The organism is Enterococcus sp. DIV1726a, from assembly GCF_051710985.1.
Lineage (GTDB): Bacteria > Bacillota > Bacilli > Lactobacillales > Enterococcaceae > Enterococcus_B > Enterococcus_B hirae.
Map to the genome: position 1 here is coordinate 2759686 of NZ_JBIOLS010000001.1, position 16324 is coordinate 2776009.

At 37.7% G+C, this 16324-nt stretch carries 14 protein-coding genes; 6 read left to right on the top strand and 8 right to left on the bottom strand.

Translation table 11 applies throughout. The annotated features are described in order from the left end of the window. Positions 1–2: 2 nt before the first annotated feature. From IGJ27_RS12525 to birA, 3 genes are all read left to right on the top strand, one after another. Positions 3–917, top strand: a complete 915-nt coding sequence (locus IGJ27_RS12525) for an ABC transporter permease (RefSeq protein ID WP_010737229.1) — start codon at positions 3–5, stop codon at positions 915–917. Continuing rightward, a complete protein-coding gene (locus IGJ27_RS12530) occupies positions 910–1713 on the top strand; it encodes an ABC transporter ATP-binding protein (protein ID WP_178306292.1) in 804 nt (267 codons plus the stop codon). Before IGJ27_RS12525 ends, IGJ27_RS12530 begins: the two co-directional genes overlap by 8 nt. 96 nt (positions 1714–1809) lie before the next feature. After that, positions 1810–2772, top strand: a complete 963-nt coding sequence (gene birA / locus IGJ27_RS12535) for a bifunctional biotin--[acetyl-CoA-carboxylase] ligase/biotin operon repressor BirA (protein WP_178306291.1) — start codon at positions 1810–1812, stop codon at positions 2770–2772. Between the two features lie 537 nt (positions 2773–3309). On the opposite strand, the gene IGJ27_RS12540 is transcribed toward birA, so the two are convergent. From IGJ27_RS12540 to IGJ27_RS12560, 5 genes are all read right to left on the bottom strand, one after another. Further along, positions 3310–3552: a hypothetical protein gene (locus IGJ27_RS12540; RefSeq protein WP_178306290.1), complete on the bottom strand. Its 243-nt coding sequence runs from the start codon at positions 3550–3552 to the stop codon at positions 3310–3312. 749 nt (positions 3553–4301) lie between these two features. Further along, entirely contained in the window at positions 4302–5291 is a 990-nt protein-coding gene (locus IGJ27_RS12545) for a polyprenyl synthetase family protein (protein ID WP_010737225.1), read from the bottom strand. A gap of 22 nt (positions 5292–5313) precedes the next feature. Beyond that, a complete protein-coding gene (locus IGJ27_RS12550; protein WP_010720692.1) occupies positions 5314–5880 on the bottom strand; it encodes a Gx transporter family protein in 567 nt (188 codons plus the stop codon). A 12-nt stretch (positions 5881–5892) separates the two neighbouring features. Further along, positions 5893–6303 (bottom strand): NusG domain II-containing protein, encoded by a 411-nt coding sequence (locus IGJ27_RS12555; protein WP_010737224.1) that lies wholly within the window; start codon positions 6301–6303, stop codon positions 5893–5895. A gap of 135 nt (positions 6304–6438) precedes the next feature. Next, positions 6439–8376 carry an NAD(P)/FAD-dependent oxidoreductase gene (locus IGJ27_RS12560; protein ID WP_178306289.1) on the bottom strand — a complete coding sequence of 646 codons (1938 nt, stop codon included), beginning with the start codon at positions 8374–8376 and terminating at the stop codon, positions 6439–6441. Between the two features lie 300 nt (positions 8377–8676). On the opposite strand from IGJ27_RS12560, the gene pplA reads away from it, so the two are divergent. From pplA to menA, 3 genes are all read left to right on the top strand, one after another. Next, positions 8677–9606: an extracellular electron transfer flavoprotein PplA gene (gene pplA, locus IGJ27_RS12565; RefSeq protein WP_010720695.1), complete on the top strand. Its 930-nt coding sequence runs from the start codon at positions 8677–8679 to the stop codon at positions 9604–9606. Between the two features lie 175 nt (positions 9607–9781). Beyond that, positions 9782–10882, top strand: coding sequence for an FAD:protein FMN transferase (locus tag IGJ27_RS12570; protein WP_081128980.1), 1101 nt, complete (start codon positions 9782–9784; stop codon positions 10880–10882). Positions 10883–10894: 12 nt separating this feature from the next. Next, the gene (menA, locus tag IGJ27_RS12575) at positions 10895–11848 is read left to right on the top strand and encodes a 1,4-dihydroxy-2-naphthoate polyprenyltransferase (protein WP_010737221.1); all 954 of its coding nucleotides are present in this window, start codon (positions 10895–10897) and stop codon (positions 11846–11848) included. A 98-nt stretch (positions 11849–11946) separates the two neighbouring features. On the opposite strand, the gene IGJ27_RS12580 is transcribed toward menA, so the two are convergent. From IGJ27_RS12580 to IGJ27_RS12590, 3 genes are all read right to left on the bottom strand, one after another. Further along, positions 11947–12999 (bottom strand): hypothetical protein, encoded by a 1053-nt coding sequence (locus IGJ27_RS12580; protein ID WP_256733892.1) that lies wholly within the window; start codon positions 12997–12999, stop codon positions 11947–11949. Positions 13000–13032: 33 nt separating this feature from the next. After that, complete coding sequence (locus tag IGJ27_RS12585; protein WP_010737219.1) at positions 13033–13917, bottom strand: hypothetical protein; 885 nt, start codon at positions 13915–13917, stop codon at positions 13033–13035. 102 nt (positions 13918–14019) lie between these two features. After that, on the bottom strand, positions 14020–16308 hold the full coding sequence (locus IGJ27_RS12590) for a lysozyme family protein (protein ID WP_178306429.1): 2289 nt from the start codon (positions 16306–16308) through the stop codon (positions 14020–14022). Positions 16309–16324: the final 16 nt, after the last annotated feature.

Below are 16324 nucleotides of genomic sequence, written 5' to 3' on the forward strand. Positions count from 1 at the left end.
TCATGACTAATTTAATAAGTATCTTTTTATCTTCTGCTTCACAAGGCGTGCTTTGGGCACTGCTGGCAATCGGTGTCTTCCTGACTTTTCGTATCCTGGATATCGCTGATTTAACAGCTGAAGGCAGTTTCCCTTTAGGTGCTGGGATTGCTGCCGTCAGTATCACTAATGGACTTTCCCCAATCGTTGCTTGCCTCTTAGGATTCTTGGGAGGCGCAGCAGCTGGCTTAGTTTCAGGATTGCTCCATACCAAACTTAAAATTCCGGCACTTCTAGCTGGAATCATCACGATGACTGGCTTATATTCCGTTACCTCACGAATCATGGGCGCACCTAATCTTTCTTTGTTAGGACAAAAAAACGTCTTTACATGGGCAGAATCACTCGGTGTTTCAAAAGAAAATGCTGTATTGATTGCTGGCTTACTTGTCGCATTGATCGTTGTCACGTTGCTTGTTTTATTTTTACGGACAGAAACGGGGTTGGCGATTCGAGCGACTGGCGATAATTTAGCAATGAGTGAAGCAAATGGCATCAACACCGATACGATGAAAATCATTGGGTATATGATCTCAAATGGCTGTATTGCTTTATCTGGTTCGTTGCTTGCACAAAACAATGGCTTTGCTGATTTAAACTCTGGGATCGGTACGATCGTGATTGGCTTGGCTTCAATCATCATCGCTGAAGTCCTCTTTCGAAACCAACCATTGCTTCTTCGATTATTGACAATTATTTTAGGCGCCGTGATCTATCGTTTTATCTTAGCGTTAGTTTTTGAGTTGAACGTTCAACCAAGCGATTCAAAATTAGCTTCTGCACTTGTTCTGGTTATCTGTTTATCTTTTCCACAAATCCAACAAAAATTAAAGTTACCTAAGCGTACGAAAGCAAAAGGAGGATCTATCAATGACTGATGTTTTAACACTTCAATCTATCCACCATACGTTTGAAAAAGGAACCATCAATGAAAACCATGTGCTAAAAGGAGTTAATCTCTCGTTGAAACAAGGTGATTTCGTAACAATTATTGGCGGAAATGGTGCAGGTAAATCGACACTATTGAACAGTATTGCTGGTTCTTTTCCAGTGGATCAAGGGAAGATTTTATTGAATGGCAAAGATATCACCAAAAAGTCAGTGGTTGCTCGCTCAAAAGAAATCAGTCGTGTCTTTCAAGACCCTAAATTAGGCACTGCTGTCCGATTGACGGTGGAAGAAAATTTAGCACTAGCAATGAAACGTGGCAAAAAACGAGGCTTTTTCCGTGGCGTCAAGCCACAAGATCGTTCTTTTTTCAAGGAACATCTCGCACGCTTGAATCTTGGGTTAGAAAATCGTTTGACCACTGAAATCGGCTTGCTTTCTGGAGGACAGCGTCAAGCGATCACGTTATTAATGGCTACTTTACAACGTCCTGAATTGATTTTATTAGACGAACATACTGCAGCCCTCGACCCGGCAACTTCAAAAACGGTGATGGAACTCACGGACAAATTAATTAGCGAACAGCACTTGACGGCTTTCATGGTCACCCATGATATGGAAGATGCCATCCGCTACGGAAATCGATTGATCATGCTACACCAAGGGCAAATCGTCGTGGATATCCAACAGGCAGAAAAAAAACATTTGACTGTCCCTCAGCTACTAGAAATGTTCAAACAAAATAGTGGCGCTGCATTGAAAGACGACCAAGTACTTTTAAGTTAGCAATCATCTGTTGTCACTTCCATAACAACTGACAAATTTCTCATTTGTTTTCTGCTTTCTTATTGATACAATACTACATGAAAGGAGTTGCAATGGATGACGACAAAAGATAAAGTACTCCAACTATTAAAAGAATCTCCTGATTTTTTATCAGGTGAAAAAATGGCACAGCAATTACAAGTGTCACGTACCAGTATTTGGAAAGCAATCAAAGAATTAGAAAAAACAGGTTATCATTTTGAGCATCAAGCTAAGGGATACCGTTATCTTCCTTCTGATGTGTTAGATGCCCAAGAAATTCGCCAAGCATTAGAACCTTGGATACCAGATTTGACGGTGTCGGTACAAGAACGATCAGAATCTACGATGAAAGATGCTAAGCTTGCGGCAACCAAAGAAATCGGACCCGCTCTTTTTATCGCCGATACCCAAGAACAGGCACACGGCCGATTTGGACGTCCTTTTTTTGCAGCCCCTGGACAAGGCATTTATATGAGCTTATTGATCCATCCCAATCAACGATTTGATGAATTGCCCCAATATACAGTTATTGCAGCAAGTGCATGCGTGAAAGCCATTCAAGAATTGACTAAAAAAGATCCTTCGATCAAATGGGTCAATGATCTTTATTTAAATGGAAAAAAAATTAGCGGGATTTTATCTGAAGCAATCAGTGACATGGAAACTGGCGGGATCAGTTCGATCATTATTGGCATTGGTCTAAATTTCTCCATCCCGCAAAAACAGTTTCCTGAAGCCATTCAAAAGAAAGCAACGTCTCTTTTCCCTGATGGTCAGAAATCCATCACACGGAATCAATTGATTAGTCAAATTTGGAAAAATTTCTTTCACTATCTTTCAGAACCCACAGACGAATACTTAACACTTTATCGTGAAAAGTCTTTCGTTCTTGGAAAAAAAGTACAGTTCACCCAGAAAGGGCAGCATTATACTGGGATTGCTAAAGAAATCGGAGAACATGGAGAGTTGATCGTGCAAGTAGGGGATCAAGCCCTCACTCTTTTTTCTGGCGAAATTAGTTTAACCTCCATTGAGTAAGTCAAAAAGAAAGGGATGGGCAAAAATGCCCATCCCTTTCTTCATCAATGGTGGTTCCTTTTTTATGTGATCTCGCAGAATACTTCATAGCCCCTTCATTTAGCGAGTTGTAAAATGAAGTTGTTATTCTATGTGCTATTGCTGTTCATAACAAAAATGCTACACAATTTTTAAACCTCTATGTGCTTTTTTATACAACTGCAATATCATTGATCTGATGTATCGAATGTTTCAATCAAAAGCCACAGACAAACTTCCACCTATAAAAGGTTTGTTTTTCTGATGCTATTCTGTCATATAAGTATGACTTCTACTTACTATTTGTCGCTTCCCCAATATATAATGTTTCATTAAACGGATTTCCCCAAAATCTTGTTCAATCAAACATGCTACTTCTTGATCCATACACAACAACACTTTTTCTTTCCCAGCTCTCCTCCTTTTCTCTTTCTGGTTCTATCTTACCTTATTCTTTAAGGTCTGTGTTATTTTGTATGGTATTGCAACATTTTTAATTTTATTATGTACAAAAAGGACTTACAAACACGCTTCTTTGTTTACACGATAAAATTTTAACTGATTAGATGAAAGATATTCTACATTCAGCTTAAATTTTTTGACAACAAGTGTCCTAATTAGAAATTTATCCGCCGTGGTTAACGGTTTTTGACATTCTTTTTCAATATCTTCAAATGAGAAATGATTTTTTTTACTGATCATTCGGGTTAAAATCTTATTTACATCTACTCTGGTTAAATCCGTTGTTAATCGTTTTTCCACTCAACATCTTCCTTTCTAATTGTATTTCTTCACTAGTGAATATAACATATTTTTAGTCTTGGTCCAGAACAATTATTTTCAAAATTAGGAAAGATTGTTTCGCAAAATAGTTGTTTTAATGAATAATACACGTTAAAATTTCTTTTTTTCACTCTTATCTTTTAGATTTGTCATCCAGTTATAAAAAAACCGATTTCCCAAATAGAAAACCGGCTGAATGTTATTTAAAATTCTATTCGTCGTTTCCCCCAAAACTACGAATAGTCAGTTAAAGATTGTAACCTATAGTCTGATCCCTCCTTTTATACAGATAGCGACTTTCTGTGTATACAAAGTCTCACTTATAAGTACATGCCTAAAGTTAAGTAAATTTCAGACTGCAACAGGAAAGTCCTCTGATTTCACTGGCATCTATTATTAGCATACTTTCTTCTCAATACTCTTTGACAACTATTTTTTCTAAAAATAAAAAAAATTGGTAAAATTAAAGAATAAACTTTAGACCGATCTTCCAAATAAAGAAGTAAAGTGATTGAAATAGATCCAATATTTTTCTAAAATAAAAAAGAGACTGAGCCAAAACTTTCCTCAATCTCTTCTGGTATATCTAAAAACGAATAAACGGCGTTCAAGAAGCAATTCCTCAACAATAAGGTTCTCAAGTTCAACCATTACATGCCTACTCTTTTTACTTCTTGATTCTTGAAATAGAATATGCCATTGTAGCGGCTGATTTATGGTATTTTTCTTTAATTTTCCCTATCTAAAATCAACTCAGTAACTGACAAAAGAATCTCACGTGTATCAAAGGCTGTATCAGGGAGCTTACTAATTTCCTTTAAGGCTTTTTTTGTGTAATCTTCCGCTAATTTTTTGGCTTTTGTCACACCATTGACTTCTCTGACAATCTGACGAACACTTTCTGCTTCCTCTTGTGTCAACTCAGTTTTTTTATCCAAGTATGCAATCAATTCTGCTTTTTTATCTGTTTGTAATGCGTAAATCAATGGTAGAGAATACACGCCTTGACGCATATCTTCTAATACTGGTTTACCGATATCGACCGCATCTTTCGTGTAATCCAGGATATCGTCAATGATCTGAAACGCCATCCCGACAGCTAAACCGATTGAACCTGCTTTTCGAGCAAACCGTTCATTCATTCCACTTTCATAAGCTCCGACTGAACAACTTAATTGAAAGAGTTCGGCCGTTTTCCCTGAGATGTTTTCTAAATACTCCGGCACAGTTAAATGATAATTGTAACGGTCGTCCATTTGTCCAAGCTCACCATCTAATACTTTTTCCATACTCCGAGAATTAGATTGTAAGCTCTTTAGCGAATTAGAATAATTTGAAAGTAATTTGAAACAGCAAACAAATAAATAGTCTCCTGCATAAACGGCTACCGTATTCCCAAATCGACCACGTAAATTAGGCTGACCACGTCGAACATCTGCCTCATCAACGATATCATCATGGATCAATGTAGCGGTATGAAGCATTTCGATCGAAGCAGCTAGCGCAATCGCCTTTTCACGATCTTGTTCTGGACCAAATTGAGAAAAGAGCAATTGATAGGCAGGTCTTAGCAGTTTACCTCCCGCATGAATCGTCTCTTTGATTGCTTGTTCGACTGGCTTGTTCTTTAAGCGGACAACATCTTCCATCTTTTTCAACGTCTCGTTTAATTCGTTTTTCAAAGTTGGATACTCACTCCACATTGGATGTAGCTTCATAAAAAAACTCCTTGTATAACCATTATTTTTTCAAAAAAAGCGGTTGCCATTTCTCTTTTTGTTCTTTCTCATAGTCTCTTTGAAAAAGTTGTAATGTACGTACATGTTGCAACAAATAATTGGCTGCAATCCCGATCGCAATTCCAGACAGAATACCTAAGAAAGATAGAATCGGCAGATATAACATGACTGTCCATGATTGAGCAATGAACGAAGCCATCACTAGTTGTCCGACATTATGCATAAAGCCACCTGTTGCACTGATTCCAATAATGCTGACTCGCTTAGGACCTAACTGTTTCACTAACAGCATTCCTACATAGCTGAGTAACGCGCCGCTCATACTATAAAGAAAGGTAGAGATCGTCCCACCTAACAAAGTTGTTAAAAATAGGCGAAGCCATAACAATAAAAAACTATCCCGTTTTTTCATCGTAAAAATCGCTACAATGGTAATCAAATTAGCAAGTCCTAACTTTGCTCCAGGAGCAAATGAAAAAGGATATGGGATCATGTTCTCAATTAATCCAATGATGACTCCTTGCGCCACTAGTAAAGATATATAAATCATTTTTTGTAATTTTGTCATGGTGTGGATAGCCTAATAGATCAGACCATCTTTGTCACTCCCATCTGTTGACCGAACCTCGATCACTAATTTATGAGGCAAGCAAACAATCGTTTCGCCATTCTTAGAAGCCCACCCTCGTCTCACACAAATCTGATCGCCACAATCTGCTTCCTTTATGCGTATCTTGTCGCCATCAACTTCGATTAAATTATAATCACCATGTGGATCTTCATAAGTATACGTATATTTTTTACTCCCAGCTACTAATGGGAAGGTTTTGATTTCATCACCATCAACGCGGAGTACAGCTTCTTTATCAGGAGCTACATTGTCTTGTTGATAACTAAATACGATGATGGGTAAAAAAGAAAGAGCAATCAAAAGAACGATAATGAAAATATCCCAAGGTTTAAGCAAACTTTTCTTGATAAATTCTTTCATCTTTTCGCACGCCTCCTCTTGCTGAACTGTTCTCCAATTTTAGCATGAAACAAAAGAAAGTCCTAGGTTTCCCTAGAACTTTCTTCAATCAGCCATTATTCTCAAATTGTTCAGTTTAAGCTCTAGGCTAATTTTTTATTTTGATCCATATCGGGATTTAGATCTCCCATACCACCAATTGCCTAGTGTTTTTTGTAACCATGGAATCACCCAGCGATCAAGACCAATTGCACGACCTGAACCGTTCATCAATGCAAAAGCAACAAAGATAAACCAGATGTTTACCCAGTAGAACATTCCAGATAGACAGAAAGTAATCACTAAAACAATGGTCGTTGCACTACATAACCAGGTAAATAAACCAGCAATCAAAGCGAGTGCTAAAGCAATTTCAAAGAATACCATGAATTTTTGGAAAAACATTGCTACATCATTGTTTGGCATGATCACTTGCATCATTTTTGTGAACCAGTCTGGTGATTTTTCAATCACGGCCATAGGCTGTTCACCATAAGCATAACTTAGACCAAAGTGAGTAGCTTGTGTCGCTGCTTCTCCTGCACCACTTGTTGCTGCACCAGTAGCTGCTGTTGTTGCATCGCCAGCAGCGGAAGCCCCACTTGCTACATCGGTCACATTGTATTCCCAAGTCCAAGGGAACACGCTGTTACCTGTAAACCATGAACCTTCACCAAACCAAGTACCTGGTTTCAACACTTGCCCATCACCAACAATTTTTTTGAAGGCTTCGATAAACCAAACCAGACCATAGAACACTCGTAAAGGCACACTCCATAAGACATTTCCATAACGGGAAGAATGGCCACGTGTCACATTACGATCGTCTTTGATATGGAAGAATTCGTGCATCATGTATTGGAACATATAATAGCCAGAACGAATATCAAAGAAATATTTCAAATTGACGATGTGTTTCATCACAATTGCTAAGAAACCACTTAAATGGATCTTATCAAATAAATTGGCAACGCCCCATTTGGCACCGATCGATACCATGAAACCTTGATAGTTTCCTTTAAACTTATGCTTTTCGCCGCCTTTGATGGCAGCTACGATATTGGCTGCTGCTGTATGACCTGTTTGTTCAGCCGCTTGAACGATTTGTGGCGTTGGTGTTCCAGGAAATTCTTCATAGAAAACCAAGTCTCCGATAATATAGATGTTTTTATCTTCATATCCTTTTGCCTGCATATATTCATTCGCTACCAAACGTTGACCACGAGCGGACTCTAAGCCGAAATCAGCAGCATCAGAAGTTCCTTTGACACCAGCTGTCCAGATCAATGTGTGGGTAGGAATCTGACGACCATCTTTTAACTTGATATGGTCTTTCGCTACTTCCACGATTGGTGCATTCAATAGTAGTTCTACTTTATGTTTCTTTAAATAGCGCTCTGCTTTGGCTGCATCATTACGATCCAGCATATTTAAAATCGTCGGCATTGCTTCTACAACCATCAGTGTAATTTCACTTGGGTCTAATTTGTAGTCTTTTGCCAAACGGTTTTTCCAATCAATCAATTCACCAATCATTTCGATTCCGGTGAATCCTGAACCACAGACCACAAACGTCAGCATTGCTTTACGTAACGCATCGTTAGGTTCTAAAGCTGCTTTTGCCACGGTACGTTCAATGTGTTCACGTATTTTAACTGAATCTTCAAATGACCATAAGGTAAAGCCGTTTTCTTTTACTCCAGGAGTCCCAAAGTCATTTGGTTCTCCCCCCATTCCCAAGATCAACTGATCGAATGGGTAAGTGCCTAATTTTGTTTTCACAACTTTTTGTTCTTTATCGATACCAGTGACCGTATCTGTCACTAATTGAACATTTTTTTGTCGAGCAAACAAGTGCTGTAGATCATATTGGATTGCTTCTGGTTCAACCCGTCCACCTGCAACTTCGTGTAATTCTGTCATCATCGTGTGGTACGAATGACGATCAATCAAAGTGATTGTCACATCTTCTTTTTTAAGTTTTTTTGCCAAGTATTTTGTTGCTGATACCCCGGCATAACCTGCACCCACAACGACAATATTTTGCTTTGTCATTGTTCATCCGCTCCTTATTGGTAATCCTTTATTTGAAATGATTAACATTTGTATTAGTTTGCTACCTATTACACAATCTTTATACATTATATAGATGTTATTCCCTTTTGTCTAACTCATTTTCATTATTTTTAAAAATTTGTGGTTAAGCTCTTTTTCACGAAATTTACAGAAAGAAAACGGTTTAAAGATTACACTAGTTATTTGACGAAAACGGTTGACTTATGGCTGATTTTCATTAGAATGTATAATGAATCACAAAGAATATTGTGTACTAAAAAAGGAAACGGTGGGAGTAAAATGAAGAAAAAACGTTTTATTACTGGATTTGCTGTATTAGCTTTTTCAGCTTTAATGTTAGGTGCTTGTGGTGCGGATGATAACGGAAGCTCTAACAGCTCAACAGAAGCTTCAACTGCTAAGACATCAGAAACAAAAACAACTGAAAGCTCAGCACAAATCGTTGCTGGCGGCGAGTTACAAGATGGTACTTATAAATTAGAAGAAAAAAATTACTCTAACGGTTATCGTGCAGTCTTCGAAATGGTTGTCAAAGATGGCAAAATCACTGAATCTAAATATGACAACATCAACGAAAATGGCGAGTCTAAAACCAAAGATACAGAATACAACAAAAACATGGAAGCAAAAGCTGGTACTAGCCCAGAAAAATTCATTCCACAATTGAATGAACAATTAGTCGAAGCACAAAGCGCAAGTGGAGTTGAAGTTGTTACTGGTGCAACTCATTCTTCAGAAAGCTTCCAAAACTATGCACAACAATTGATCCAAGCTGCTCAAGCTGGTAATACTGATACAATTGAAATCAATAACGGTGCAGATCTTCAAGATGGCACATACAAATTAGAAGAGAAAAACTATTCTAATGGTTACCGTGTCCAATTTGAAATGACAGTCGCTGATGGTAAAGTATCTGAATCTAAATTTGACTATGTCGACAAAGACGGCAACTCAAAACAAGACGATGCAGACTACAACAAAAATATGAAAGCAAAAAGTGGTACTTCTCCAGAGACATACATTCCTGAATTGAATGATGAACTTGTCAAAGCGATGGGCGAAGAAGATGGTTCACCTGCAGATGTTGAAGTTGTCACTGGTGCGACTCACAGCTCACATTCATTTGTAATGTATGCACAACAATTAGTGAATGCTGCTGAAAAAGGCGACACTCAAACAATTCAAGTTGACAATATCGTAACAAAATAAATTTTCTATAATTATCCGTGGAAGAGACGATTGCACAAGTTGTTTCTTTGAGATCCAAGCCGAGATATCCAAAATTTTTCTTTGAAAAATTTTTGTGATGTTTCGGCTTATTTCTCAAAGTACACTTTTTGATTTCTCAGCAACCGTCCCTTCCACTAATGAAATGAGGAAACACATGTTAAAGAAACGATTACTCTCTTTCGTAGCCTTTTTAAGTTTGTTCACGTTAGCAGCTTGCAGCACAGCGACGAAACAAACGACCTCTGAGAGCAAAACGACCACCAAAATTTTACAAGAACCTTATTCTGATGAACAGTTCTTATTAGGGACTTATGTTCGGATTCGAATCTATGATGAAGGCAAAGAAGCAGCATTAAAACCTGCCTTTGCTCGAGTCAAAGAACTAGGTGATAAAATCACGATCAATCAGGAGGGTTCCGAAATCGACGCAGTGAACCAACAAGCGGGTATCAAGCCAGTAAAGGTTTCTGATGATATCTACACGTTACTAAAACGTGCTTATGAATATAGTCAAGATTCACAAGGTGGTTTTGACATGGCAATCGGTGCTATTACTCAATTATGGCGTATTGGGTTTGACGATGCGAGAAAACCGGCCCAAGAAGAAATCGATCAAGCATTAAAGCTGGTTGATTACCATAAAATTGAGCTGAACGATAAAGACAAAACTGTTTATCTGAAAGAAAAAGGCATGATCATCGATCTTGGAGCCATTGCTAAAGGCTATATCACAGATGAAGTTGTCAAAGTGTTAAAACAGCAAGGTGTAACGACTGCTATCGTTGACTTAGGTGGAAATGTCTATGTTTTAGGTCATAGCCCACGTGGTGAAGATCAAGACTGGACAGTTGGTATCCAAGATCCGAATCTAGCACGTGGTTCTGTTTTAGGGACGATCAAAGAACGGAACAAAACATTAGTGACTTCTGGCATCTATGAGCGTTATTTAGAAGTAGATGGTAAAAAATATCATCATCTATTTGATCCAGATACTGGTTATCCTTTTGATAATGATATTGCTAGTGTTACAATCATCACAGATAAATCAATTGATGGTGATGGCTTGTCGACAGCTGTCTTTTCAATGGGTGTGAAAAAAGGATTGGAATACGTCGAAAGTGAACTGAATGATGGAACGGAAGCCATTTTTGTTACCAAAGAAAACAAAGTATACGTGACCGATCCGATCAAAGATACTTTCGTTTTGGACAAAGATTCTAAATATACGATGGGCAATCGTTCTGAATTGAAATAAGGAGTATGAACTATGACACTAAAGATCTTTTTAGAAGTAGTAGAACTACGAACAAAGGTGGCTAGTGTATTTCCTTTTGCGATAGGGGTTTTATTCTCTATCGCTTTTTTTCATGAAATACATTGGCTTAATACAGGGTTGTTTTTTATTGGTATGTTGGTTTTTGATTTAGCAACAACAGCAATCAACAACTATATGGACTACCAAAAAGCCCATTCGAAAACTTATAAATACCAAGAAAACGTAATTGGACGAACTGGCATCTCACCAAAACTGATCCAAAAAATGATCCTAGGAATGATTTTCTTTGTCTTACTGATTGGTGTAATCCTAACCGCTAGAACTGGGATTTTATTATTATTGATGGGCGCTACTTGTTGCTTCATTGGCATTTTTTATACCTTTGGGCCCATTCCCTTATCACGAATGCCTTTAGGGGAAATTTTCAGCGGTGTAACAATGGGGTTGGGAATTTTTGCCATGGTCATTTACATCAATACTTACAGTACGAAAGTATTTGATCTGATTCTTTCTTTTCAGACAGGAACCTTCCGTTTAGAAGGAAACATTTGGAGTATCCTGACGATCATCCTAGCTTCACTCCCCTTGGTTTTTACGATTGCCAATATCATGTTAGCTAATAACCTACGGGACTTAGAAAGAGATATCGAAAATCATCGCTATACTTTAGTTTTTTATATTGGGCGTCCCATTGGACAATTGTTGTTCCAGTTATTGATGTATGCTTGTTATCTAGTTGTCTTGATTGGACTATTGAGCCATGTCTACCAGTGGCCAATCTTGTTGACTTTTCTCACATTACCAACGATCTATCGTAACTTGCAACAATTCAAACAATCCTTGCCTCACCCCATCAGTTTTAGCTATGCCATCAAAAATATGATCTTGTTCAACAGTAGTTATGCATTGGGCTTACTTTGCAGTATTCTGTTGTCTTATGTTTAGAGATCCATTGATTTTTCAAATAAAAATAAGACCCATGAAGTCAATGAAAAGCTGTGACTTCATGGGTTAATTTTAAGTTATCTTAGAATGCTAATCTTTTACCTTACAGGTGCTTGCAAAAGCTGTCCCTGTAAACCTTTCGTTAGTGTATTGCCGCCGATTGTTCGTTGGTTTTCTGCAGTTAGTCTTGCAGCCTTTGGTATTGCATGTTTCGTAAGATCTGTAAGCTTACTTAGTTCTCCTTTACGAGACATGGTATTACCGACGTCAAGTGCGTTCACTCCCTTTTTAGCATTTTGAGCCTGTATCTTTGCATCTATTAAATGATTTTTATACTCTACTCTTGAAACTGGATCAATCGAACTCTTGAATTTGATATGACTATTGACTCGATCTTCAATTACCTTAGTAGTATCTCTAGTTATGAGGTCTTCTAATGCTAACTTATTAAATGTTTTTAGTGGTCGTTGGAGCAATTCTCTTTGCCTAGCTTCTGGCGTAATACCTCTCGCTTTATCAATCATTCGCCCAACCCAGCCTCTTTTTTTCGGACCGTTTAATTTAAGTAATGGAGAGTTTTGGTTTTTTAGTGCCTCTACTACCGCTGGATTCCCTGCACATAGTTGCGTAACGAAAGCTCTCTGATTAGTTGTATCTTTTAGAGTGGCTTGATAAACTTTTCTTGCATTTGGATCAATCGAACCCAAGAATCTGTTCTCACTTAGGACTTTATCGCGAATGACCTCATTCTCATTCATGAGTGGTTTTAATAGGTTCTTATCAAATTTATGAAGTGGTTGTTGAAGTAGTTTATCTTTCCATTTATTTTGCCTAGCTTCTGGCGTAATACCTCTCACTTTATCAATTATTCGCCCAATCAACCCTCTCTTTTTCGGTTCGATTAATTTAGCTAGTTTAGGATCTGCTTTTATTATTTTTTCTATTTCACTACCGTTTTTTCCTTCACATAGTTGAGTAAGAAAAGCTCGTTGTTGATTCTCTTTCCGTTTATTCCATAATTTTTTCCCAGCTCGACCTACGCGTATTAGCGTTCTTCCAATAAAAAGTGTCGCAGTAACAGCCCATCCTGGCATCTTTTTAAAGAGTCTTTCGGTATAATCTAGCTCTCTTTCCGTTCCCGGTTCCATCATATTTTCTCACCTCCTTCTTATTTTTCATCTGAATCAGACATTCTTTTTCGTTGCTTCTTCACGTGTGGTCCCATCTTGAGTGGGAGATACCGCTTCGTATTCTTTCTCGTATATCGTAATCCAATTAAATGAACCAGGGTCGCCTCTTAGGGCATATTTCGAGCCTTTTTCTCCAATAGAGAAAGAAACTTCTTCTTTTCTACCGTTATCGTCGATTTTCGTGATGACAAATACTGCACCGTCTTGATCTGGGTTGACGGTGACAACACGATAATCATAAGTGAGCTCATTGACCGTTTTGTCTTCTTCGATTTTTTTCTGGATTAACTTACCGTCTTTAAATTCTAATGTAAATGTTCGATCGGTATTCGTATTTTCCCATGCGCCTTGTTGTAAGACGTCTAACCAAGCTTGTGAAATCACTTGTTGGGCTGCTTCTGCTTGTTCGGTGATCTCTTCTTCCATTTTGACTTTAACTTCTTCATTTGGATAGAAGTAGATTTCTTCTTTATCTTCTTTTAAATAAAAGATTGTACTTCCCATACGTGATTGTAATTTGAGTTTTTTCATGGTTCCTTCTTTGTCTTCTAGCACTAAATACCCGTTATCGACTAAGTAATATTTACCAGCTGCTAGCCAAGAAGAAGCACGATAGGTCCCGTCGGTTTTTAATTCTAGTACCATTTCGTCACTTCGATTGGAGTACCATTTACCACTATAAGTAGTGGCACTGTATTCTCCTAATCGTTCCTTACTTTCCGCTGTTTCTTCTGTCTGACCTTTTTTAGTCGTCTCTTCCCGATTGGCTGTGTTTGAGAACAATGAATAGCTTGTCAAACCCAAGACCACAACGAAAAAAACTGTTACCCCTATTAAAAAATTTCTGCCTGTTTTTGTTTCTAAAAAATTTTTGATCATATTTTTTCCTAAAAATAAAGATTTTCGTTATTTTTAGAAATTACTCACCACCTTTACTTTTCACGAATTGACTGATGAATCATTAACTAGCTAGTCGAAAGATTAAGGCACCCCATATCCAGAGATTGCTGAATGATCGAGTGTATAGGTTCTTCTTCGAACCATATTTTCTGAATTACCTTCAATTACTTGAATCGTATTTCCACCTGTAAATTCGACGATCCCCACTTGGTCTTTCCCCGTTTTATTACCTTTCCAATCAAAGAAAATCAAATCCCCTGGTTGCGGGATATAGCCTATATCAGTGGCTTTGAATTTATTATTCTTTTTGTACCAATTGAACATATCTAACGGTCTTACAGTATTCGGTACACGACCTTGACTGAGATATCCTGCTTGTTCTGCTACCCAAGTAACAAAGATCGCAGACCATTCCATTCGGCTCTCATAGCCAGCCCACTCCCAATATTTATTGCCATTTAACGTACCGATTTCTTTAGTTGCCACCTCTACCAACTTGCCAGTAGAGTTTGAGAGGTTGTAAGAAATTAAGCGTGCATAGAACATATCACCAAATGCGTAACGCCAGTTATAGCCAAGATCTAAAGCCACGCCCTTATTATAAGAAACAACTTCCCCATTACTTCTTTCTTGCGCATAAGCTTTGCTATGCTCAAATGTATATTTACTATCTGTACGGATCAACTCGTCCAAATAGTCTTCCCCATAATTGTAAGCTTGGATCGCTGCTAAGTTACCTAATTGATACATTTGTGCTTTTCTTATTAAATTTGCAAAATAAGCTACACCTAATTCAATTGACTTTTCTGGGTTGATCGTTTGATTCAAATTTTGTGCTTTAGCAATTCCCATAATATCCGGAACGGTTTCACCATCCCCACCACTTTCTACCCAGATTATGGATAGTATGACATTGGTAAATGATTCAATGTTCTGTTTTTTTGCTTCTGTTACTACTTTTTCTCGCCATTGAACCACTTTTTCAGGTGGATAAATAAGCTCACCTTGCGATTGTTCTCGATCATACTGACTTAATTTCGTACGATTTCCATAAACCAAATTTTCAATAAAAATTGTCGGATTGATTTCTGGATTGCGGTAGAGGAAGATTCGTTTTTCTTTCATGATCATCAATAAATTACCGTCAAATTTGTCACTTGTGTAACCAATCAAATCTCCGCTTTCTAAAGAAGCTCCTTCACGTATGATCGGCGTCACATTAATATAATAAGCTTGGTATTTCCCTGTTTCCGTTTTGATACTTGTTGTCGTTTGCTTTTTCCCATTTAGATCTCGAGCCGTACGCGTACTGATCTCTGTTACCTTCTCGTTTGATGTGGCATAGACAGGCGTTTGTGGTTTCGCATCAATGATTATTTCATCATTCATATTGGCATCGTCCCGACCGCGATAACCATAATTACCAATAACAGAAGCATACGAAACTTTCCCTAAAGGATTATCCATAAAAATCTTATCCTGAAAACGATCGATTTCTAACACAGGATAATATTTATCGATTTCATCTTGTGAGAATGCTGAGATCGTTCCTATCACTTTATTGTTTGAATAGAGTTCGATTTGAGGATCTAAATCAAGAAATTCAGCAATCGTTTGTACTTTGACATTCAGCGTGACGCTGTCTTTGTCTTTTTCTTCTTTTTCTTCTTTTTCTTTTTCTTCTTTATCTTCTTTATCTTTTTCTTCTTCAAATTCGACTTTGTATGTAAAAGTGCCATCATGGATTGCGCGAAGTTCATCTTCTACTTTTGCAATCTTAACTGGCTCTTCCTCCATTGGTGAATACTTATCTTTAAACTGGGCATAAAAAGACATATATAATGGAGGACTCATGGATGTTTGGTCTTTTAGTCGTTTCAGATAATTAGGAAGCGCACTATTTTTAATATTATAATTTTCATATTTGGCATTTAAGTAATAAATATAGTTATCCCCATTTGAAGCAAACGAAAATTGTTCCGGATCGGCAACCATTCCATTCACTTCAAAATAAACTTCATCATGTTCTTCAACTAATTGATTGTAACGATTATAAACATCTCTATTTTTAGAGGCATCCAAATAGGAAATATACTCAAATGCTTCAGCAATCGCCATATCTTCTGTTTTCAATGTGAACAAGGCGACAATAAAAGTCCAAATCGCTAAAACAACCGAGATTACCACGAGAATGATCGCTAGTATAACGATAACTATCGCGATGATCAATAGCGCTTTGATTGTAATCACTAAAAAAATCAGCGTAATGAGGATCCCGATAATCGTTAGATCGCCCTTTTCATCTCGCCCACCAAGCATTTTCATAGCCGCTTCTTTTGCTTGCCCTTTTGGTGACAGCTTTTGAGCCATATCTAAAAATTTTGGC